The following is a 20,944-nucleotide window of genomic DNA, read 5'->3' on the forward strand; positions in this document are numbered from 1 at the left end:
TGCCATGACGAATCCCGCTCCTTCCCACACCGGCCCCGCCAGCGACGACGCCGGTCCCCCCGCGCGACGCAGCGTCGCCTGGTTCGCCATTGCCGCCCTCGTCGCCGTGCTCGGCGGCGGCGCCTGGACCCTGGGCCACAAGGCCTCGGCCGCCACGCCCGAGGCCAAGGCGCCGCCGGTGCTGGTGACCACCGCGCCGGTGCAGGCGCAGGACGTGCAGGTCTACCGCGGCGGCATCGGCACCGTGGCCTCGATGGCCACCGTCACCGTCAAGGCGCGCATCGACGGCCAGCTCGACAAGGTGGGCTTCGTCGAGGGCCAGGACGTGAAGGCCGGCCAGATGCTCGCGCAGCTCGATCCGCGCACCTTGCAGGCCCAGCTCGCGCAGGCCAGCGCCACCCAGGCGCGCGACCAGGCGCAGCTCGAGAACGCGCGCGCCGACCTCGCGCGCTACACCACGCTGATCGCGCAGGACGCGGCCACGAAGCAGCAACTCGACACCCAGAAGGCGCTGGTCAGCCAGCTCGAGGCCACTGTCAAGACCGATGCCGCGCAGGTGCAGTTCGCGCAGGTGCAGCTGAGCTTCACGCGCATCGACGCGCCGATCGACGGCCGCGTGGGCGCGCGGCTGGTCGACCCCGGCAACATCGTGCATGCAGCCGACACCGGCGGGCTGGTGGTCATCAACCAGATCGACCCGATCGCGGTGCAGTTCACGCTGCCCGAGGACGCGGTGCAGGACATCAACCGGCTGCAGCCCAAGGGCGCGGCGCCGCTCTCGGTGGTGGCCTACGACCGTGCCGGCACGCAGCTGCTGGGCACCGGCAAGCTGATCCTGCTCAACAACCAGATCGACACCACCAGCGGCACGGTGCAGCTCAAGGGCAGCTTCGCCAACCCGCAGCACACGCTGTGGCCCGGCCAGTACGTCAACGTGCGGCTGCAGCTCGACCGCCGCGCGGGCGCGCTGACCGTGCCGGCCGCGGCGGTGCAGCGCAGCCAGGACGGCACCTACGTCTGGGCCGTCGATGCCGAGAACAAGGCCAACTCGGTGCCGGTGCACGTGGTGCAGATCGCCGACGGCACGGCCGTGCTCGACCAGGGCGTGGCCGCCGGCCAGCGCGTGGTGGTCGACGGCCAGTACAAGCTGCGGCCCGGCGCCACGGTGGCCGAGAACAAGACCGCGGCCAAGGCCGCGCCCCCGGCCGCCGCGGCCGGCGGCAACAACCCGAGCGGGGTGCGCAATTGAGCATTTCCGCCGCCTTCATCAAGCGCCCGATCGGCACCACGCTGCTCGCGCTGGCCATCCTGCTGGTCGGCGCCGCGGTGTTCCCGCTGCTGCCGGTGGCGCCGCTGCCGCAGGTCGACTTCCCGACCATCCAGGTCTCGGCCAACCTGCCGGGCGCCAGTCCCGAGACCATGGCCTCGAACGTGGCGCAGCCGCTCGAGCGCCAGTTCTCGCTGATCGCGGGCCTGTCGCAGATGACCTCGACCAGCGGCCTGGGCAGCACCCAGATCACGCTGCAGTTCGACCTCGACCGCAACATCGATGCCGCCGCGCTCGATGTGCAGGCGGCCATCAATGCCTCCACCGGCCAGCTGCCGGCCAACCTGCCGAGCCCGCCGACCTTCCGCAAGGTGAACCCGGCCGACTCGCCGATCCTGATCCTGTCGGTGCAGTCGAAGACGCTGCCGCTGACCGAGGTCAACGACTACGCCGACAACATCCTCGCGCAGCAGATCTCGCAGATCTCGGGCGTGGGCCTGGTCAACATCGGCGGCGCGCAGAAGCCGGCCGTGCGCATCCAGGTCGACCCGGCCAAGCTCGCGGCGCTGGGCCTGAGCCTGGAGGACGTGCGCACCGTGCTGTCCTCGGCCACCGTGAACGCGCCCAAGGGCACGATCGACGGGCCGAACCAGAGCTTCACGGTCTACACCAACGACCAGCTGCTCAAGGCCCAGCCCTGGAACGACGTGGTGCTGGCCTACCGCAACGGCGCGCCGATCCGCGTGCGCGACCTCGGCGTGGCGGTCGACGGCCCCGAGAACGCGAAGATCGCGGGCTGGGCCTATGCCGGTGCTGCCGCGCCCGAGGGCAGCACGGTGCAGAACGGCCGCTCGATCGTGCTGGCCATCACCAAGCAGCCGGGCGCCAACGTGATCGAGACGGTGGACCGCATCAACGCCGCGCTGCCGCGGCTCAAGGCCTCGATCCCGCCGACGGTGGACGTCAACGCCATCATCGACCGCACCCAGACCATCCGCGCCTCGGTCAAGGACGTGGAGTTCACGCTGCTGTTGACCATCGCGCTGGTGGTGGCCGTGATCTTCGTGTTCCTGCGCAACGTGCCGGCCACGCTGATCCCCAGCGTGACGGTGCCGCTGGCGCTGCTGGGCACGGTGGCCGTGATGTACCTGCTGGGCTACAGCCTCGACAACCTCTCGCTGATGGCGCTGACCATCGCGGTCGGCTTCGTGGTCGACGACGCGATCGTGATGCTCGAGAACATCTACCGCTACGTCGAGGAGGGCATGGCGCCGCTGGAAGCCGCCTACAAGGGCGCGGGCGAGATCGGCTTCACCATCGTCTCGATCTCGGTCTCGCTGATCGCGGTGTTCATCCCGCTGCTGCTGATGGGCGGCATCGTCGGGCGGCTGTTCCGCGAGTTCGCCGTCACCGTCACGCTGACCATCGTGGTGAGCGTGGTGATCTCGCTCACGCTCACGCCGATGCTGTGCTCGCGCTTCCTCAAGAACGAGCATGCGCGGCGCCATGGGCGGCTGTACCTGCTGTTCGAGCGCGGCTTCGACGCCATGCTCAATGGCTACAAGCGCGGGCTGCACGTGGTGCTCGACCACCAGTTCATCACCTTGATGGTGTTCATCGCCACCGTGGTGGCCACGGGCGCGCTGTTCGTGGTGATCCCGAAGGGCTTCTTCCCGCAGCAGGACACGGGCTTCATCTCGGGCTTCGCCGAGTCGGCGCAGGACGCCTCCTTCGCCTCGATGAATGCGCGCATGCTCGAGCTGGCCGACGTGGTGCGCAAGGACCCCGACGTGACCGGCTTCGGCATGAACGGCAGCTCGTCGACCTACAACACCGGCAACTTCTTCATCAGCCTCAAGCCCAAGGACGAGGGCCGCACCGCCAACGCCGACGAGATCATCGCGCGGCTGCGCCCGCAGCTCGCGAAGGTGCAGGGCGTGAACCTGTTCCTGCAGGCCGGGCAGGACATCCGCGTGGGCGGGCGCTCCTCGCGCACCCAGTACCAGTACACGCTGACCGACTCGAACCTCGACGAGCTCAACACCTGGGCGCCGCGCCTGTTGGCCAAGCTGCGCCAGGTGCCCGAGGTGACCGACCTGGCGACCGACCAGCAGAACGCCGCCGCCTCGGCCGTGCTGACCATCGACCGCGACCGCGCCTCGAGCTTCGGCATCTCGCCGGCCGCGATCGACGCCACGCTGTACGACGCCATCGGCCAGCGCCAGGTGGCGCAGTACTTCACGCAGCTCAACAGCTACCACGTGGTGCTGGAAGTGACGCCCGCGTTGCAGCAGGACCCGGCGCTGTTCAGCAAGCTCTACCTGAGCTCGCCGATCACCGGCCAGCAGGTGCCGCTGTCGACCTTCGTGAAGGTCGACACCAGCAAGACCGCCTACCTCTCGATCAGCCACCAGGGCCAGTTCCCGGCCGTGACGATCTCGTTCAACCTCGCGCCCGGCGCCTCGCTGGGCCAGGCGGTCGACGCGATCAAGGCCGCGCAGTCCGAGATGGGCATGCCGCAGTCGCTGACCGGTGCCTTCCAGGGCACGGCCCAGGCCTTCCAGGATTCGCTGGCCTCGCAGCCCTACCTGATCGCGGCGGCGCTGGTGGCGGTCTACATCGTGCTGGGCCTGCTCTACGAGAGCTACATCCATCCGCTGACGATCCTCTCGACCCTGCCCTCGGCCGGCGTGGGGGCGCTGCTGATCCTGATGGCGGGCGGCTACGACCTCAGCGTGATCGCGCTGATCGGCATCATCCTGCTGATCGGCATCGTCAAGAAGAACGGGATCATGATGATCGACTTCGCGCTCAAGGCCGAGCGCGAGCAGGGCATGAAGCCGCACGAGGCGATCTACCAGGCCTGCCTGCTGCGCTTCCGCCCGATCATGATGACCACCATGTGCGCGCTGCTCTCGGGCCTGCCGCTGATGCTGGGTCATGGCTCGGGCTCCGAGCTGCGCCGGCCGCTGGGCTACGCGATGGTCGGCGGGCTGGTACTCTCGCAGGCGCTCACGCTGTTCACCACGCCGGTGGTCTACCTCTACCTGGACCGCGCCCACTACTGGTACCTGCGCCGCAAGGAAGCGCGCCGGATCCGCAAGGGCGGCCAGGCCCCGGCGGCGGCCGAGGCGCATTGAGCACCGGAGACAACGCACCGCCTCGCACCGCAGCACGCCACGCCATGAAGATCCTGATCGTCGAAGACGAGTTGAGAACCGCCGACTACCTCTCGAAGGGGCTGACGGAGCAGGGCTGCGCGGTCGACATGGCGCACAACGGCATCGACGGCCAGCACCTGGCGCTCACGCACGACTACGACGTGATCGTGCTCGACGTGATGCTGCCGGGCCAGGACGGCTTCTCGGTGTTGCGCGGGCTGCGCGCCGTGAAGCAGACGCCGGTGATCATGCTGACCGCGCGCGATCGCGTGGAGGACCGCGTCAAGGGACTGCACGAGGGCGCCGATGACTACCTGGTCAAGCCCTTCTCGTTCCTCGAGCTGCTGGCGCGGCTGCAGGCGCTGAACCGGCGCGGCCGCAAGCAGGAGCCGATGCAGCTGCGCATCGCCGACCTGCAGATCGACCTGCTCGCGCGCAAGGCCTTCCGCGGCGCCACCCGCATCGACCTCACGGCCAAGGAGTTCGCGCTGCTCGCGGTGCTGGCGCGGCGCCAGGGCGAGATCCTCTCGAAGACCGCCATCGCCGAGCTGGTGTGGGACATGAACTTCGACAGCAACACCAACGTGGTCGAGGTCGCGATCAAGCGGCTGCGCGACAAGATCGACGTGCCTTTCTCGCCCAAGCTGCTGCACACCATCCGCGGCATGGGCTACGTGATGGAGCTGCGCGAGGACGGCGCCACGCCATGAAGCGCTCGATCGCCGCGCGGCTGGTGCTGATGTTCGCGGCGGCGGCGCTCGCCACCTTCGCGCTGATCGGCGCGGCGTTGCAGGGCGTGCTGCTGCGCGAGCTCGAGCGCCACCAGTACGAGGAGCTCGACACCACGGTCAAGAGCCTGCAGTTCTGGATCCAGGCCATCGGCACGCCCGAACGCTGGTCGCGCGTGCAGGCGCGCATGGACGCGCTGACGCCCGAGGACGGCAGCACCCGCTTCTGGGTGCTCAGCGACGATCCGCGCTTCCAGTACGGCAAGGGCATGGCCGAGATCGACGCGCTCACGCGCGAGACCGGCCGCAGCCTGCTGCTGCCCGGCGAGGAGAAGCCCTACCGCACGCTGTCGGCCCACATCCCGCCGTTCGAGCAGCGTCCGGCCGTGCGGCTGATCGTCGGCAAGAACACCGAGCCCTATGCGCGCACGCGCCGCACCTTCCTCACGGCGCTGGTGTCGCTCGGCCTGGGCGCGGTGCTGGTGGTGGCGGCCGCCGGCTACTGGATCGCGCGCGTCGGCCTGCGCCCGCTCGACCAGCTCTCGCGCGAGGCGCAGGCGCTGCGGCCCAAGATGCGCTCGCAGCGGCTGCGCTCGGGCGCGCTGCCGGTCGAGCTGTCGGGGCTGGCCGAGGCCTTCAACGGCGCGCTCGCGCGGCTCGAGGAAGCCTATGGCCAGCTCGAGGCCTTCAATGCCGACGTGGCGCACGAGCTGCGCACGCCGCTGGCCAACCTGATCGGCAGCACCCAGGTCGCGCTGTCGCGCCAGCGCAGCGCGCCGCAGTTCGAGGAGGTGCTGCAGGCCAACCTCGAGGACCTGGAGCGGCTGCGCTCGATCGTCAACGACATGCTGTTCCTCGCGCGCGCCGACCGCGGCGAGGTCGCCACCGGCCTGGTGCTGACGCCGGTGGCGCAGGAGGTGCGCAAGACCATCGAGTTCTTCGAGTTCGTGCTCGAGGAGAGCGGCGCGCGGGTCGAGATCGAGGGCGACGTGCTGGCCGAGGCGCAGCTCGAGACCGCGCTGTTCCGCCGCGCCATGTCGAACCTGCTGCAGAACGCGATCGAGCATTCGCCGCCGGGCGCGCGCATCGCGGTGCGGCTGCGCGAGACGCCCGCGGCGACCTGGATCGGTGTCTCGAACCCCGGGGCGCCCATCGCCGAGGCGCACCTGCAGCACCTGTTCGACCGTTTCTACCGCGTCGACGCCGCGCGCAACGACGGCGGCGAGCACCATGGCCACGGGCTCGGGCTGGCGATCGTGCGGGCCGTGGCCAGCATGCACGGCGGGCAGGTCGCCGCGGCCAGCGCGGACGGCGTGAATACCTTCGAATTCAGCGTCGCCAGGCCGGCGGCCTGAACCCGTCGCGCGGGGGCCGGCCATGACCCCCGGAACGCGCCGCAACCCGCATGGCCAATGGCCTCCCGGCGACAGGCCCTTGCGCCATGCCGCAGAATCCATGCCGCCCATGACCACGTTCGCACCCTCTTTCGCCATCACGGAGCCGTTGCCATGGCACAGCTGATGTCGCTGCTGGTGCAGAACGCGATCCTGGTGGTGTTCGCCGCCAGCTTCGCCGCCCGCCTCGGCCTGCCGGTGCCGGCGGCCGCGGTGCTGGTGGTCACCGGCGCGCTGCTCGCGGCCGGCGACATCTCGCTGGCCGGCGTGGTGCTCGCGGCGGTGGCGGCCAACCTGCTGGGCGACGGCGCCTGGTTCTATGCCGGGCGGCGCTTCGGCTACCGCTTCATGCGCCTGCTGTGCCGGATCTCGCTGGCGCCCGACTCCTGCGTGCGCCGCGGCGAATCGCTGATCGGCGACTGGGGCGGCCTGTCGCTGGTGGCCGCCAAGTTCGTGCCGGGCGTGTCGGTGGTGGCGCCGCCGATGGCGGGCGCGCTCGGCATGTCGGTGCCGCGCTTCATCGGCTTCGACATCGGCGCCGCGCTGATCTGGACCGGCCTGTTCCTCGGCCTGGGCTGGGGCTTCCGCAACCAGATCCAGGACGTGCTCGCGGTGATGGCGCAGGCCGGCGGCATCGCCACCATGGCCCTGGGCGTGTTGCTGGTCGTGTTCCTGGTGGTGCGCTGGTGGCGCCGCCGCGCCTTCATGCGGCTGACCGGCATGCCGCGCATCTCGGTCGACGAGCTGCACGAGATGCTCGCGGGCGACGAGCCGCCGCTGGTGATCGACGTGCGCGGCGCGGCCGGCCAGCAGGTCGATCCGCGCCGCATCCCGGGCGCGCTGTCGTACACGCTCAAGGCGCTGCAGCAGCGCGGCCTCGACCTGTCGGCCGCGGCCGGGCGCGACGTGGTGCTGTACTGCAACTGCCCCAACGAGGTGTCGGCCGCGCAGGCCGCGCGCGTGCTGCTGGCACGTGGCGCGCGGCGCGCGCTGCCGCTGACCGGCGGGCTCGATGCCTGGGTGGCCTCGGGCCGGCCGACTTCGCCGCACTGATCCTCATGCGCGTCGGGCGCGTGCCATGACCAAGACCCGCGTGCCCGCACCGTCCATCGTCGCCGCGCTCGAGCACGCGCTGGGCCCGGTCCATGGCTTCGTGCCGCTGGCCGAGGGCGAGGAATCGCAGGCCTTCGCCTTCCGCGCCGAGGGCATGGGCAGCGCGGCCCAGGCCGAGCACGTGGTGCGCATCCACCGTTCGCGCGAGGGCTTCGACAAGGACGACTTCGCGGCGCGCCGCTTCGCGCGGCCGGGGCTGCCGGTGCCCGCGGTCACGGCCATCGGGCGCATCGAGGACCTGTCGTTCGACCAGAGCTTCGAGGGTCCGTTCTTCGGCAAGCCCTTCTATTGCGTGTCGCGGCGCCTGCCGGGCAGCACGCTGCAGGACCTGCCGATCGACATGCTGTCGCTGCTGGCCGAGCCGCTCGCGCGCACGCTCGAGGACCTGGCGGCCAGCGACCTCGCGGGCACCACCGGCTTCGGCCGTTTCGACGCCAACGGCACCGGCGAGCATGCGAGCTGGCGCGCTTTCCTCGATGCGGTCGCCGAGCGCGACTGGAGCGCGGCGCGGCTCGATGCGCAGGCCCTGTGGCGCGTCGAGCGGCAACTGGCGATCGTGCGCGGCCTCGCGCCGTCCTGCCCCGAGGTCCGCCGGCTGGTGCACGGCGACTTCGGCTCGAACAACGTGCTGACCGACGGCCGCGAGATCACCGGCGTCATCGACTGGTCGGAGGCGCTGTTCGGCGATCCGCTCTACGACGTGGCCAACGTCTTCTTCTGGCGCCCCTGGCTTGCCTGCATGGAGCAGCAGGCGCGCCACTTCGAGCAGGTCCTGCCGGCCGACCCCGGCACGGCCGAGCGGCTGCGCTGCTACCAGCTCCACATCGGCCTGCGGCAGATCCACGACTGCGCGCTGGCCGGCGAGGCCGAGGACCTGCTGTGGGCGCTCGAGCGCAACGCCCGGATCGCCGGCCAGGCCTGAGCCGGGGCCGCCGGCGGGGGCGGTGGTAGTCTTCGCGCCCGAGATGAACCTGCGCACCAAGATCGTGGCCCTGGCCGTCGCACCGCTGCTGGTGGCGCTGGTGCTGGTCGCGCTCGCCGTGCGGCACCAGGAACACGACCTCGCGCAGCGCGAGCGCGCGCTGATCGAGCAGAGCTACATGACCCAGCGGCGCAACGAGTTGCGCAGCTACGTCGACCTCGCGATCAGCATCGTCAAGCCGCTGTACGACGCCGGCCAGGACGACGAGGCCACGCGCGCCGAGGCGCTGCGCCGGCTGGCCGCGCTCGACTACGGCGACGACGGCTACTTCTTCGTCTACGACCTGCAGGGTCGCTCGCTGATGCACTCGCGCCAGCCCGACCTCGTGGGCCAGGACCTCTGGGGGCTCAAGGATTCGAGCGGCCGCTTCACGATCCAGGACCTGATCGCGCGCGCGAAGGAGGGCGGCGGCTACGTCGAGTACGAATGGCGCAAGCCCTCGAGCACGCAGCGCGCGCCCAAGCTCGGCTACGTGGTGGCGCTGCCGCGCTGGAACTGGATGGTCGGCACCGGCCTGTACCTCGACGACATGGAAGCCACCGTGCAGTCGCTCGACCGCCAGATCAGCGCCAACGTCACGACCACCCTGCTGTGGATCGCCGGCATCGCGGCGCTGTGCCTGGGCGTGGTCAGTGCCGGCGGCCTGCTGCTCAACCTCAGCGAGCACCGCGTGGCCGAGGCCAAGCTGCGCCTGCTCGCGCGCCGCGTGGTGCAGTCGCAGGAGGAGGAGCGCGGCCATCTCGCGCGCGAGCTGCACGACGGCACCAGCCAGACCCTGGTGTCGGCCAAGCTGCTGATCGAGTCGGCCGTCGATGCGCTCGACCGCGCGCAGCATCCCGCGCCGCCCGCGCTGGGCAAGGCGCTGCAGCGGCTCAACGATTCGCTGACCGAGGTGCGCCGCATCTCGCACCGGCTGCGCCCCGCGCTGCTCGACACGCTGGGCCTGCCGGCCGCGCTCGAGCGGCTGGTCGACGAATTCGGCGAGGAGGGCCAGGGCTCGACCGCCGCCTCGCTGATGGTCGAGGGCGAACCCTTCGAGCTGTCGCAGGAGGTGAAGACCGCGCTGTTCCGCACCACGCAGGAGGCGCTGACCAACGTGCGCAAGCATGCGCTCGCGCACGAGGTGCACATCGCGCTGGCCTTCGGCGAGCGCGAGGTGCGGCTCGAGGTCGGCGACGACGGCATCGGCTTCGACGTCGATGCCGTGCAGCTCGACCCGCGGCGCGGCATCGGCCTGCGCAACATGCGCGAGCGCGTGGCCTCGATCGACGGGCAGCTCGTGGTGCGCTCGGGCAGCGGGCGCACGCGCATCGTCGCGATCGTGCCCGCGGCGGCCGCGCGGGCCGTGGGCGGCGCCTCGGGCTGATCGGTCCGCGCAACCCCTTCCTTCATCCACCCCAACGAATGCCCCGACGATGACGACCGCCAAGGCCCGCACCCCGGCTCCGATCCGCATCTTCCTGGTGGACGACCATCCGCTGGTGCGCGACGGCCTGCGCGCGCGGCTCGGCGCGCTGCCCGGCCTGGAGATCGCGGGCGAGGCCGGCAGCGCGGCCGAGGCGCTCGCGCAGATGGACAGCGTGCGGCCCGACCTGCTGCTGGTCGACATCGGCATGAAGGACATGAACGGCATCGAGCTCGCCGCGCTGCTGCTCGAGCGCGAGCCGGCTCCGCACGTCGTGATGCTCAGCATGTACGACAACCCCGAGTACGTGCAGCGCGCGCTGCAGGCCGGCGCGCACGGCTACGTGCTGAAGGACGCGCCGGCGTCGGAGATCGTCGCGGCCATCGAGGCCGTGTCCGCGGGCGGTACCTTCCTGAGCCCGGCCGTGTCGAAGAAGCTGTTCCGCAACCAGACCCCGCGTCCGTTGCTCACGCCGCGCGAGAGCGAGATCCTCGCGGCGCTGGGCCGCGGCGAATCGAGCAAGCAGATCGCGCGCGACCTCGGCCTGAGCGTGCGCACGGTCGAGGCGCACCGCCAGAGCATCAAGCGGCGGCTCGGGATCGAGGGGCAGGCCGAGCTGATCAAGTATGCGGTGGAGCATGCGAGGGAGTTCGAGCGGCGCTGAGGCCGGGCTCTATCCTCGCGTGCGTGCCGTCGCGATGTCGGAGTCGACGAGGTCCGGGCTCCCCGCATGAGGGATCGGAACGACGATGCTTTCGTCGAAGCGCTCCATGGTCTGCGTGCCGGGTCCCATCGCCGCGGCATGGACCCGGACCGCGCACTGCCGCTGGTCGGTCCACGTCACCCAGACCTCGATCTGGAATTCCTCTCCCTGCAGCGCGAGCGCCATCGAGGCCGGCGGCTTGCCGATGCGATCGACCAGATCGTGCCAGGGGCGCAGCCGCCAGCGTTCCAACTCGGCGGCGACCGCGGGATAGGCTTGGGCGCGTTGCATGTCAGTGCTTGCTCTTCTTCTGCATGACTGGGGTGGCCGGCATTGTGCCGCGCGCGAAAAAGTTCCTGGGCGCGCGCATGCCTTGCGCACTTCGAGGTTTCCGAACGAAAGGGAGGTAAACGAATGATGGACATCCGGCCGCCGGCCGCACAACCCGCGCCCGCATGAGGTAGAACCGCAGCCTCGCCGCGCGGCGACGGATCGCTCCGAACCCGTGCATCGTTCACGCTGCCTCGCTTTCGCGTGCGTGCCGGCCGGAGGCCGGCGTAGCGCCCGTTAAATTCGAGCCGGTGCGTTCCCGCCGCTTCGCTGCGCGGGGGCGTCACCGAACTGTCATCCATCCACAAGGAATCACTCGTTTTGAACAAGACCGACCTCATTGCCGCCATTGCCAACGACACCAGCCTGAGCAAGGCCGACGCCGCCCGCGCCCTCGACGCGGCGCTCGACAACCTCTCGCGCGCGCTCGCCGGCGGCGACACGGTGCAACTGATCGGCTTCGGCACCTTCGCGGTGACCAGCCGTCCCGAGCGCACGGGCCGCAACCCGTCGACCGGCCAGCCCCTGACGATCAAGGCCAGCAAGGCCCCCAAGTTCACCGCCGGCAAGGCGCTGAAGGACGTGGTGAACGGCGTGGCACAGCAGGCCTGATCCCGTGCTTCGCGGCGCGCGGTTCACGCGCGCTGCACCCCAGCCCTCCGCGGGCCCGCGCATCCGATGCGCGTGGAACGCGGAGGGTTTGCTTTTGGCGCGCGGGCATTCGCGCTAGAGTGCGCGCACGTTCACAAGACCCGTCCATCGACATGCACGACGCACGCGCGCACGACTCCGGCCACCGCATCCCGACGCAACTGCATCGGTTCCTTGCCGCCGGGGCCTGCGCGGTGGCGATCCTGGCCGCGGGCTGCGCCAGCCGGCCCACGCCGCCGCCCTCGCCGTCGACGCCCACGGTGCGCAGCTCGCCGCTGAGCGACGAGCAGTCGAACAGCATCGCGATCCATGCATTGGGGCTGGTCGGCACGCCGTACCGCTACGGCGGCAACACGCCCGATGGCGGCTTCGATTGCAGCGGCCTGATCGGCTATGTCTACCGCGAGAGCGTGGGGCAGTCGACGCCGCGCACGGTGGCGCGCATGGCCTCGTTCGGGCAGGGCGTGCCGACCTCCGAGATGCGCACCGGCGACCTCGTGATCTTCGGCGCGGGCACGCCGACGCATGCGGGCATCTACGTGGGTGCCAACCGCTTCGTGCATGCGCCCTCGACCGGTGGCGAGGTCAGGCTCGACCGGCTCGACGGCATCTACTGGTCGCGCCAGCCGGTGCAGGTGCGGCGGCCCGGCTGAGCCGCGCGCTCACTCCTCGGCCTCGCGTCTCGCGCGCTGCTTGCGCCGGCGCCAGTCGGCCTGTTCGTCGTCCTCGGCCCAGCGCGCGAGCAGCGCGGCACGGGCCGTGCCGTGGGTCGCGCGCAGGGCCGCGGCATCGTCGCGGGTCAAGGGCAGCCAGTCGTTCGCCTGCATGAGGTAGAGCCACTGCGCGCCGCAATGGCTGCACGACGCGAGCCGCAGTTCGTGCCTGCCGGCGTGCCCGAGCAGCGCCTGCGTGCCCAGCGCGGGCGTGCCGCAGCAGGTCCACAGCAGCGTCATGTCGGGCCGGGCCCGCACCTGGCCGGCCCAGGCCGCGGCGCGGCGCCACAGGGCGTTGTTCGTGTTCATGCGCGTGCTCGCAGTGCTGGCATCGGAAATGCATCGAGTATGGAAAGCCGCGCATAAAAACGGCGTCGAATGCGCGGCGGGGTGCATCAAGAAGCCGTAAACGCCGCCGATCGCGCGGCCCCCGGGTTTTCCATTACGCAAAGCCACGCGCTTCGCCCGCGCGGTGCGACGGATGGCAGCGCGCACGCATCCGGCAAGACTCCCGGGGTTCGACAAATCCGAGGAGACAAAGCATGCAGAGCATCCGCCGCCACCTGGTGTGGCTCGTCATCGCGGTGTTCGGCGCCTTCGCGCTAGGCACCGTGGCCCTGAGTCGTGGGGAAACGATCAACGCGATCTGGGTGGTCGCCGCCGCGATCTGCACCTACCTGATCGCCTACCGCTACTACAGCCTGTTCATCGCCGACAAGGTGCTGGGCCTGGACGGCAATCGCAAGACGCCGGCGCACCGCCACAACGACGGCCTGGACTACGTGCCGACCGACAAGAACGTGCTGTTCGGCCACCACTTCGCGGCCATCGCGGGCGCGGGTCCGCTGGTGGGGCCGGTGCTGGCGGCGCAGATGGGCTACCTGCCCGGATTGCTGTGGGTGCTCGCGGGCGTGGTGTTCGCGGGCGCGGTGCAGGACTTCATCGTGCTGTTCATCTCCACGCGCCGCGACGGCCGCTCGCTCGGCGACCTGGTCAAGCAGGAGATGGGCGTGGTGCCCGGCATGATCGCGCTGTTCGGCACCTTCATGATCATGATCATCATCCTCGCGGTGCTGGCGCTGATCGTGGTGAAGGCGCTGGCCGAATCGCCGTGGGGCACCTTCACGGTGGCCGCGACGATTCCGGTCGCGGTCTTCATGGGCCTCTACCTGCGCTACATCCGCCCGGGCCGCATCGGCGAGGTGTCGATCATCGGCTTCGTGCTGCTGATGCTCGCGATCTTCGGCGGCCAGTGGGTCAGCCAGGACCCGGTCTGGGGCCCGGCCTTCACCTTCGACGGCAAGGCGCTGACCTGGATGCTCGTGGGCTACGGCTTCGTCGCCGCGAGCCTGCCGGTGTGGCTGCTGCTCGCGCCCCGCGACTACCTGTCGACCTTCCTGAAGATCGGCACCATCATCGCGCTGGCGATCGGCATCGTGGTCGTGGCGCCCACGCTGCAGATGCCCGCGGTGACGCAGTTCGCGCAGGGCAACGGCCCGGTGTGGTCGGGCAACCTGTTCCCGTTCCTGTTCATCACCATCGCCTGCGGCGCGGTGTCGGGTTTCCATGCGCTGATCTCCTCGGGCACCACGCCCAAGATGCTCGACAACGAGCGCCATGCGCGCTTCATCGGCTACGGCGGCATGCTGGCCGAGTCCTTCGTCGCCGTGATGGCGCTGGTGGCGGCCTCGTGCATCGAGCCCGGCATCTACTTCGCGATGAACAGCCCCGGTGCCCTGATCGGCACCACGGTGCAGCAGGCGGCGCAGACCATTTCGGGCTGGGGCTTCGTGGTCACGCCCGAGATGCTGCTGCAGACCGCCAAGGACGTGGGCGAGACCACCATCCTGGGCCGCGCCGGCGGCGCGCCCACGCTCGCGGTCGGCATGGCGCACATCCTGCACCAGGTGATCGGCGGCCAGGCCATGATGGCCTTCTGGTACCACTTCGCGATCCTGTTCGAGGCGCTCTTCATCCTGACGGCGGTCGATGCCGGCACGCGCGCGGGCCGCTTCATGCTGCAGGACCTGCTGGGCAGCTTCGTGCCCGCGCTCAAGCGCACCGACTCGCTGCCGGCCAACCTGGTCGCGACCGCGCTGTGCGTGGCGGCCTGGGGCTACTTCCTCTACCAGGGCGTGGTCGATCCACTGGGCGGCATCAACACGCTGTGGCCGCTGTTCGGCATCTCGAACCAGATGCTGGCCGCGGTGGCGCTGCTGCTCGGCGTGGTGGTGCTGTTCCGCATGAAGCGCGAGCGCTATGCCTGGGTGGCGGCGGCGCCGGCCGTTTGGCTTTTGGCCTGCACGCTGACCGCGGGCTGGCAGAAGATCTTCTCGAGCGATCCGAAGATCGGCTTCCTCTCGCATGCGGCGAAGTACAGCGAAGGCCTGGCCAACGGCGTGCTGGTGGCACCGGCCAAGACCACGGCGGCGATGGAGCGCATCGTCTTCAACGACCGGCTCGATGCCGCGCTGTGCGCTCTCTTCATGTTCGTGGTGCTCAGCGTGCTGGTCTACAGCATCAAGGCCTGCATCGCGGCGCGCGCGGCCAACCGGCCGACCGCGCACGAGACGCCGTTCGAGCCGATGGGCGGCGCGGTGGCGGCGCGCGGCGCGCACTGAGTGCGCGAACCGCAAGGGAACGCACGATGCCCATCGATGAAGCGCTCGCCACCACGGAAGGCCGCGGCCTCGCGGACACCGGGCGCTACATCGCGCGCTCGATCCGGCAGTCGCTGCGGCTGATGGTCGGGCTGCCCGACTACGACGTCTACCTGAGCCACATGGCGGCCACGCATCCCGACCGGCCGCCGATGAGCTACGAGGCCTTCTTCCGCGAACGGCTCGAGGCGCGCTACGGCGCGGGCAAGGGGCGCTGCTGTTGAGCTGGGCGAGAATGGTCCGCTGACGATCACCACGCTTCCGAAGGAAGCGTTTTTTCATTCATGCAAGAAGAGTTGGAGACGGCGATCGACCTGCTGAACGCAAGCCGGCGCGTCGTCGTTTTTTCCGGCGCGGGGCTGTCCCGCGCCTCGGGCATCCCGACCTACCGGGACGCCGATGGGCTGTGGATGCAGCAGAACGCGATCCAGTTCTCGCATGCGGAGGACCTGGCGCGCGATCCGGCGGGCTTCACGAAGTTCTGGGGGCAGCGGCTGGCTGTGATCGAGGAGGCGGCGCCCAATCCGGGGCATCGGGCGTTGGCTGCGCTGCAGCGGTTGCGGCCGGCTACGCGATTGATCACGCAGAACGTCGATGGGTTGCTGACACAGGCGGGGTGTGTCGACGTGCTCGAGTTGCATGGGAATCTGCGGCGGTGGCGGTGCGATCGGTGCGGGAATCGGCATGGGCCGTGGCCCTTTCATCGCTGCTTGCGGTGTGGGGGGCATGCGCGGCCGGATGTGGTGATGTTTGGGGAGATGCTGAATCCGGGGGTGTTGATGGATGCGCAGGAGGCTTCTGGCGACTGCGATCTGTTCTTGCTCGTGGGGAGTACGGCTGTGGTTTATCCGGCGGCGGATTTGCCTGTGTTGGCGATGGGGCACGGGGCTGCTTTGATTACGCTGAATCTCGAGCCTGTTGGGCATCTGGATGATCGGGCGCTTGTCGTGCTTAGAGGGGCTTCGGAAGTCTTGTTGCCGTTGATGGTGGAGGGGTTGGGGGTGGGGTGAGATTGCAGGCCGGGATTTCGCCCCGGCGGGCGAGTCACTTTCTTTTGTCTCGCCAAAAGAAAGTAACCAAAGAAAAGGCGACCCCACTGTCTGCGACCCTTCGCTTCGCTACGGGCAACCTGCGGTGCTCGCGTTTCGCGGGGTCTCGCAGAACTCGCTTCGCTCAAACAGCTGCGAGCCCTTATCCGCGAAACGCTGCGCTCCTCGGCGCAGCCAGAGGGGGTGACCCGGGCCTTTGCTTCGCTCGGCCTTGCAATGCCGCTCGGGCCATCGCTTCGCTCGGCCTTGTGTTTGTCTTGTCCCCTCTCCCTCTGGGAGAGGGTTAGGGTGAGGGCTCCGGGCCTCGCAATTGGACCGAGCCAGCCCATCGCTGTACTCGCACGGCGCTACGACGCGGCAGGAAAGCGGTGGTACATGAAGTACTTGCTGTCCTGCTCCCAGCCTTGCCGTTCATAGAGCTGCTGCGCCGACACGTTCTCGCGTGCGACGTTCAGCGAGATGCGCGCGGCACCCAGTGACCATGCATACGACTCGAGGGCCGCGAGCAGGCGCGAGGCGACGCCCTTGCGGCGTCCGGCCGCGGCGACGAACAGGTCGTTGAGGATGAACACGCGCGTGAGCGAGACCGACGAGAAGATCGGGTAGAGCTGCGCGAAGCCGACGGGCACGGTGCCGTCGTGGCAGAGGAAGACCACCGATTCGCCATGGTCGAGGCGCTCGCGCAGGAAGGCGCGTGCGGCGGGCAGGTCGCGGGGCTGGCCCTGGAACTGGCGGTACTGGTCGAACAGCGCGGCCAGTGCATCGAGGTCGGCCATCACGGCCTGGCGGACGGAGATCGTGGTCATGGGGCTGTCGGATGAGATGAAGCGCGCAGGGTAGCAAAGCACCCCGCGCGCTGCGAACTCAGCGAGGCTCGCCGCGCCAGACGGGGCGCAGTGCATCGTCGATCGCCCAGTGCGCTTTGCGGGGCTCGATGCGCACGCCGCCGATCCAGCGTTCGTGGCTCGCATGGTCGATCCAGTACCTCTCGCCCGCGAGCACGCGCCGGCCCAGTGTCGTGAGTTCGAGCGGGCGCTGGGGCCAGTCGCGCTGTGCATCGGATTCCACGATCAGCGGCTCGGCCGCATCGATCAAGGGACGCACGAGCGCATGGAACATCAGGTCGCCGAGAAAGGGCAGCGGCTCGCGGTGCTCGTTGAGTTCGGCGTAGACCTGGCCGAACGCGAGCCGGTCGTGCTCGTCGATGGTCTGGAGCACCAGGCGCTCGGTCAGCGAGAGGCCGTCGCGCAGCGAGGGCAGCTCCTGCAATTGCCGCCGCAACGCGGGCGCGAGGAAGGGCAGGGCGGGCGTCTCGCCGTGCGCGATGTCGGCCCAGGCTTCGGGCGAGGGCGCGCGGTAGGCGCGCCATGCGTTGCGCGCGAGTTCGAGCGCAGGCGCATCGATGGGCCTGCGGCGCGGCCACAGCCAGGCCAGCACGGCGGGTGCGAGCTGGCCGATGCCGATGAAGCGGTCGACGCCGGGCACGCGATCGATCTCGATCAGCTCGAGCTTCGCGGGCAGGCGCTCGAGCCGCGCGAGCACGGCGATCAGGAACAGCTGGTCGTAGGCATCGGCCTCGCACCAGAGCACGGCGCGGCTTGCATCGGGCAGGCGCGCGAGCGCTTCGTATTCGCCGCGCATGCGGCCGCGTGCATCGTCGGGCGGCAGGCCGAAGGTCCGGGCGACGAAGGCGCTGCGCGTCTCGATGAAGGCGGCTTCGGGCTGCTCGGGCACCGGGCCCATGCACAGCGGGTCCGCGAACATGTGGAAGTCGCCGCGGAAACCGGCGAGCTGCAGGGTGTGGGCGATGTCGTTGCCGCAGCGCCAGTGCCGGGTGCCGGCCTCGTCGTCGGCCACGAAGCCCGGATGCGCCGCGGCGAAGTCGACCGCGTCGACATGGGCCTTGAGCCGGGGCCAGCTCGCGAAGCCGAGCTCGCGCGCGATCAGCCATTGGGCGTCGGCCAGCCGTGGTGCCGAAGCGCTCCGACGCGAAGGACGGGACGCTGGCGCAGCGGCGCTGCCATCGGCGAGTCGCGCGAGCAGTTCCTTGGCGCGCTTGCGCTGCTGCTCGAGGTTGATGTGGCCGCTGCGGGCCGAGGCGCGATGGGTGTCGCGAGGGGTGTTGGACATACGAACTCCAGTGTCGGCCGTGTCCGCTGTCTGGCCGGGAGTCGCATGGGCATGCGATGGGGGATGAAACCTGGGCGCAGCCCTTTCCGCGGACGGGAGGCGTGGAAGACGCCGGCCCGCATTCTAGGACGCGCCCCGGCCTCGCTACCAGGCGTAGCCGACCTGCACCCGCGTGGCCACGTGGTTGGCGCTGCCGCTGGTTCCGGTCGACACGCCCAGCCCCAGGTTCAGGCGCTCGCTGACCTGGTAGCCGAAGGCCATGCCCAGCGCGGAGGCGCCCGCGTAGTTGCCGACCGCGGCGCCCACCCAGCGCTGTCCGGGCGCGAGCATGGGGATGCCGGGCATGGCCAGTGCCGATGCGATGCCCTGCGCGGCGAAGCTGCGGACTTCGTTGGTCGCGGTGGCGACGGCCTGCTGCATCTGGCCGAGGTTGACGGCATCGCCGGGCAGCACGCCCGGCGCGACGTTGGTGATGGTGCGCGCGAGCCCGGTGGCCTGGTTGCCCACCGACACGCTGTTGTCGCGTGTGGCGACCGACCCCTGGCCCAGTGCCACGGCATTGCGGCCGGTGGCGAGCGTGTTGGCGCCGAGCGCGACCGAATCGTTGCCGAGGGCCTGGGCGTTGTTGCCGACCGCGGTGGTCGGATCGGCCAGCGCGCGCGCGCCCGCGCCGATGGCGACCGAGCCCGCATGGCTGGCCTGCGCGCCGTTGCCGACCGCCACGGTGTCGTTGCCGTTGGCCTGCGCGTTCGGGCCGAAAGCGGTGGCGCCCTGGCCGCTGGCGCTCGCGCCCGTGCCGCAGGTGACGTTGCCGCCCGAGAAGCTGCACAGCCCGTTCGAAAACGCCTGGTTCATCAGTGTCTGCAGTGCCATGACCTGCTGGCTGGTGAAGTTGTTCGCGCTGCTGATCGCGCCTTGCTGGGCCTGCTGCACCTGGCCCACGTTGGCGGCGTCGGTGGCGGCCTGGCCCGCGCGCACGTTGCCGATGAGGGTGCCGGCGCCGCCGTTGGCATTGAGCGAGACGCTGCCGCCGCCCGCGTCGTACTGCACCGAGTTCTGCGCCAGGCCGAGCGCGTTGTCGGCGGTGCCCTGCGCCTTGTTCGCGCTGGCCTGCGCCGCATTGGCCGCGCCGAGCGCGGTGTTGGCCGTGCCCTGGGCCGAGGCCGCGGCGACACCGGCCGCGTTGGCCGTGCTCTGCGCCTGCGCAGTCGAGGTCGACAGGCTGGCGACCGAGTTGGCGGTGGACGTCGACAGCGTGGCCACGCCGGTCGAGAGGTTGTTCAGGCCGGTGTTCAGTGTCGCGACGCCGGTGGAGAGCGAACCGATGCTGGTGGAGGTCGATGCCGACAGCGCGCCGACGCTGGTGGAGAGCGAACCGATGCTGGTGGCGGTCGAGGTCGACAGTGCACCGACGCTCGTGGAGATCGAAGCGATGCTGGTGGAGGTCGAGGTCGACAGTGCGCCGACGCTCGTGGAGAGCGAGCCGATGCCGGTGGACGTCGACGCCGACAGCGCATCGACGCTGGTGGACAGCGCGCCCACGCCGGTGGACAGCGAGCCGATGCTGGTGGACGTCGATGTCGACAGCGTGCCGACCCCGGTCGACAGGTTCGCCACGGCGGTCGACAGGCTCGAGGTGTCGAGCACCGCCGTGCTCAGGCTCTGGCTCAGTCCGTAGACCTGGCCGCCGGTCACGGCGTCCGTGCTGCCGGCGGCGATGTTGCCGGCGCCGACGTTGGTGATCACGCGCGTGGTGCCGTTGCCGCCGACCGAGACCGTGTTGTCGCCGCTCGCGACCGAGCCCTGGCCCAGCGCCACCGAGTTCTTGCCCGAAGCCAGTGCGCCGTTGCCCAGCGCGGTGGCGTTGTCGGCCGTCGCGCGTGCGCTGTTCATGCCGGCGTTCGAGCCGCCGATGGCCGTCGTGTAGTTGCCGCTGGCCACGGCGCCGCTGGCACCCGACTGGCTGGGTCCCGTGCCCGAAGCGCCGCTGCCGATGGCCGTGCTGGCGATGCCGCTGGCCTGGGCGCCATTGCCGCCGTTGCCGCCGCGAAGGTCGTCGCTGACACCGCTGCCGCCGCTGCCGATGGCCGTGGCACCGCTGGCCGTGGCACTGGCGCCGTTGCCGCCGACACCACCCGTGAAGAAGCCGCTGCCGCCGCCACCGCCGCCGCCGATGGCCGTGGCGCCGCCGACGCTGGCGAGCGCGCCGCCGCCGCCGGCACCGGCGGCGTCGATGCTCGGCGCGTTGGCGCCGTTGGCGCCGATGCCGATGGCCACGGCGCCGTTCGCCGCGGTGCTGCCGCCGCCGCCGCCCGCGGACAGCCAGGCCGGGCCCGCGCCCTGGCCCGGCGCGCCGCCCTGGCCCAAGTTGTTGGTCAGGTAGCCGTTGCTGCCGGCCGCGCCCGGCGCGCCGCCCGCACCGCCCGCGCCGTTGCTGCCGGCACCGCCATTGCCGCCGCTGCCCAGTTGCACGCCTTGCGCGAGCACGGCCGATGGCGCGGCCGCCAGCAGCAGCAGGGCCGCGCTCAGGGCCGACAACGCGATGCCGTGCGAGCGCGGCCGCCGCGACGGGCGGGAGAAAGAAGAAGCAGCAGTGAGACGGCCGGACATGCGAACTCCCAGAATCGAGTCGTGAAAAAAAGACGGTTGCGAAACAGC

Annotated in this window: 18 protein-coding genes; 13 read left to right on the forward strand and 5 right to left on the reverse strand. The window is 70.5% G+C overall.

Annotation, left to right across the window (positions count from 1 at the left end; genetic code table 11):
* The first annotated feature begins 4 nt into the window (after positions 1 to 4).
* From AC07RM_RS26675 to AC07RM_RS26710, 8 genes are all read left to right on the forward strand, one after another.
* Complete coding sequence (locus tag AC07RM_RS26675; RefSeq protein WP_495336490.1) at positions 5 to 1,249, forward strand: efflux RND transporter periplasmic adaptor subunit; 1,245 nt, start codon at positions 5 to 7, stop codon at positions 1,247 to 1,249.
* On the forward strand, positions 1,246 to 4,407 hold the full coding sequence (locus AC07RM_RS26680; RefSeq protein WP_093340692.1) for an efflux RND transporter permease subunit: 3,162 nt from the start codon (positions 1,246 to 1,248) through the stop codon (positions 4,405 to 4,407). Before AC07RM_RS26675 ends, AC07RM_RS26680 begins: the two co-directional genes overlap by 4 nt.
* Before the next feature lie 44 nt (positions 4,408 to 4,451).
* Entirely contained in the window at positions 4,452 to 5,138 is a 687-nt protein-coding gene (locus tag AC07RM_RS26685; protein ID WP_057597212.1) for a heavy metal response regulator transcription factor, read from the forward strand.
* Positions 5,135 to 6,511, forward strand: coding sequence for a heavy metal sensor histidine kinase (locus AC07RM_RS26690; RefSeq protein ID WP_431510167.1), 1,377 nt, complete (start codon positions 5,135 to 5,137; stop codon positions 6,509 to 6,511). Before AC07RM_RS26685 ends, AC07RM_RS26690 begins: the two co-directional genes overlap by 4 nt.
* 153 nt (positions 6,512 to 6,664) lie before the next feature.
* Positions 6,665 to 7,603, forward strand: a complete 939-nt coding sequence (locus tag AC07RM_RS26695; RefSeq protein ID WP_296787097.1) for a DedA family protein/thiosulfate sulfurtransferase GlpE — start codon at positions 6,665 to 6,667, stop codon at positions 7,601 to 7,603.
* Positions 7,604 to 7,628: 25 nt separating this feature from the next.
* Positions 7,629 to 8,585, forward strand: a complete 957-nt coding sequence (locus AC07RM_RS26700; protein WP_495336491.1) for a phosphotransferase family protein — start codon at positions 7,629 to 7,631, stop codon at positions 8,583 to 8,585.
* Between the two features lie 43 nt (positions 8,586 to 8,628).
* Positions 8,629 to 10,011 (forward strand): cache domain-containing protein, encoded by a 1,383-nt coding sequence (locus tag AC07RM_RS26705; RefSeq protein WP_177239237.1) that lies wholly within the window; start codon positions 8,629 to 8,631, stop codon positions 10,009 to 10,011.
* Between the two features lie 49 nt (positions 10,012 to 10,060).
* Positions 10,061 to 10,714, forward strand: a complete 654-nt coding sequence (locus AC07RM_RS26710; RefSeq protein ID WP_093340682.1) for a response regulator — start codon at positions 10,061 to 10,063, stop codon at positions 10,712 to 10,714.
* Positions 10,715 to 10,723: 9 nt separating this feature from the next.
* Here the strand turns inward: AC07RM_RS26710 and AC07RM_RS26715 are convergent, their stop codons facing one another.
* Positions 10,724 to 11,044: a hypothetical protein gene (locus tag AC07RM_RS26715; RefSeq protein ID WP_208508969.1), complete on the reverse strand. Its 321-nt coding sequence runs from the start codon at positions 11,042 to 11,044 to the stop codon at positions 10,724 to 10,726.
* A 360-nt stretch (positions 11,045 to 11,404) separates the two neighbouring features.
* On the opposite strand from AC07RM_RS26715, the gene AC07RM_RS26720 reads away from it, so the two are divergent.
* Positions 11,405 to 11,695, forward strand: a complete 291-nt coding sequence (locus tag AC07RM_RS26720; protein ID WP_093340680.1) for an HU family DNA-binding protein — start codon at positions 11,405 to 11,407, stop codon at positions 11,693 to 11,695.
* Between the two features lie 152 nt (positions 11,696 to 11,847).
* On the forward strand, positions 11,848 to 12,387 hold the full coding sequence (locus AC07RM_RS26725; protein ID WP_495336492.1) for a C40 family peptidase: 540 nt from the start codon (positions 11,848 to 11,850) through the stop codon (positions 12,385 to 12,387).
* 9 nt (positions 12,388 to 12,396) lie between these two features.
* On the opposite strand, the gene AC07RM_RS26730 is transcribed toward AC07RM_RS26725, so the two are convergent.
* Entirely contained in the window at positions 12,397 to 12,756 is a 360-nt protein-coding gene (locus tag AC07RM_RS26730) for a hypothetical protein (protein WP_093340676.1), read from the reverse strand.
* A 233-nt stretch (positions 12,757 to 12,989) separates the two neighbouring features.
* Here AC07RM_RS26730 and AC07RM_RS26735 point away from each other — a divergent pair, with 233 nt between their 5' ends.
* The 3 genes from AC07RM_RS26735 to AC07RM_RS26745 are packed head-to-tail and all read left to right on the forward strand — an operon-like array spanning position 12,990 to position 16,117.
* The gene (locus tag AC07RM_RS26735) at positions 12,990 to 15,068 is read left to right on the forward strand and encodes a carbon starvation CstA family protein (RefSeq protein ID WP_296787083.1); all 2,079 of its coding nucleotides are present in this window, start codon (positions 12,990 to 12,992) and stop codon (positions 15,066 to 15,068) included.
* 26 nt (positions 15,069 to 15,094) lie between these two features.
* Positions 15,095 to 15,331 carry a YbdD/YjiX family protein gene (locus tag AC07RM_RS26740; protein WP_093340672.1) on the forward strand — a complete coding sequence of 79 codons (237 nt, stop codon included), beginning with the start codon at positions 15,095 to 15,097 and terminating at the stop codon, positions 15,329 to 15,331.
* Positions 15,332 to 15,391: 60 nt separating this feature from the next.
* On the forward strand, positions 15,392 to 16,117 hold the full coding sequence (locus AC07RM_RS26745) for an SIR2 family NAD-dependent protein deacylase (protein ID WP_495336493.1): 726 nt from the start codon (positions 15,392 to 15,394) through the stop codon (positions 16,115 to 16,117).
* A 386-nt stretch (positions 16,118 to 16,503) separates the two neighbouring features.
* Here AC07RM_RS26745 and AC07RM_RS26750 read toward each other — a convergent pair whose 3' ends face one another.
* From AC07RM_RS26750 to AC07RM_RS26760, 3 genes are all read right to left on the reverse strand, one after another.
* A complete protein-coding gene (locus AC07RM_RS26750) occupies positions 16,504 to 16,962 on the reverse strand; it encodes a GNAT family N-acetyltransferase (protein ID WP_495336494.1) in 459 nt (152 codons plus the stop codon).
* Between the two features lie 58 nt (positions 16,963 to 17,020).
* On the reverse strand, positions 17,021 to 18,286 hold the full coding sequence (locus AC07RM_RS26755) for a DUF1835 domain-containing protein (protein ID WP_495336495.1): 1,266 nt from the start codon (positions 18,284 to 18,286) through the stop codon (positions 17,021 to 17,023).
* 144 nt (positions 18,287 to 18,430) lie between these two features.
* Positions 18,431 to 20,896, reverse strand: a complete 2,466-nt coding sequence (locus AC07RM_RS26760) for a YadA family autotransporter adhesin (RefSeq protein WP_495336496.1) — start codon at positions 20,894 to 20,896, stop codon at positions 18,431 to 18,433.
* Between the last annotated feature and the right edge of the window lie 48 nt (positions 20,897 to 20,944).

The organism is Variovorax sp. GW821-FHT09B05, assembly GCF_059418265.1.

Coding starts and splice junctions, on each gene's coding strand:
- AC07RM_RS26675 (WP_495336490.1), top strand. CDS start 5: ATGACGAATCCCGCTCCTTCCCACACCGGCCCCGCCAGCGACGACGCC.
- AC07RM_RS26685 (WP_057597212.1), top strand. CDS start 4,452: ATGAAGATCCTGATCGTCGAAGACGAGTTGAGAACCGCCGACTACCTC.
- AC07RM_RS26690 (WP_431510167.1), top strand. CDS start 5,135: ATGAAGCGCTCGATCGCCGCGCGGCTGGTGCTGATGTTCGCGGCGGCG.
- AC07RM_RS26695 (WP_296787097.1), top strand. CDS start 6,665: ATGGCACAGCTGATGTCGCTGCTGGTGCAGAACGCGATCCTGGTGGTG.
- AC07RM_RS26700 (WP_495336491.1), top strand. CDS start 7,629: ATGACCAAGACCCGCGTGCCCGCACCGTCCATCGTCGCCGCGCTCGAG.
- AC07RM_RS26705 (WP_177239237.1), top strand. CDS start 8,629: ATGAACCTGCGCACCAAGATCGTGGCCCTGGCCGTCGCACCGCTGCTG.
- AC07RM_RS26710 (WP_093340682.1), top strand. CDS start 10,061: ATGACGACCGCCAAGGCCCGCACCCCGGCTCCGATCCGCATCTTCCTG.
- AC07RM_RS26715 (WP_208508969.1), bottom strand. CDS start 11,044: ATGCAACGCGCCCAAGCCTATCCCGCGGTCGCCGCCGAGTTGGAACGC.
- AC07RM_RS26725 (WP_495336492.1), top strand. CDS start 11,848: ATGCACGACGCACGCGCGCACGACTCCGGCCACCGCATCCCGACGCAA.
- AC07RM_RS26730 (WP_093340676.1), bottom strand. CDS start 12,756: ATGAACACGAACAACGCCCTGTGGCGCCGCGCCGCGGCCTGGGCCGGC.
- AC07RM_RS26735 (WP_296787083.1), top strand. CDS start 12,990: ATGCAGAGCATCCGCCGCCACCTGGTGTGGCTCGTCATCGCGGTGTTC.
- AC07RM_RS26740 (WP_093340672.1), top strand. CDS start 15,095: ATGCCCATCGATGAAGCGCTCGCCACCACGGAAGGCCGCGGCCTCGCG.
- AC07RM_RS26745 (WP_495336493.1), top strand. CDS start 15,392: ATGCAAGAAGAGTTGGAGACGGCGATCGACCTGCTGAACGCAAGCCGG.
- AC07RM_RS26750 (WP_495336494.1), bottom strand. CDS start 16,962: ATGACCACGATCTCCGTCCGCCAGGCCGTGATGGCCGACCTCGATGCA.
- AC07RM_RS26755 (WP_495336495.1), bottom strand. CDS start 18,286: ATGTCCAACACCCCTCGCGACACCCATCGCGCCTCGGCCCGCAGCGGC.
- AC07RM_RS26760 (WP_495336496.1), bottom strand. CDS start 20,896: ATGTCCGGCCGTCTCACTGCTGCTTCTTCTTTCTCCCGCCCGTCGCGG.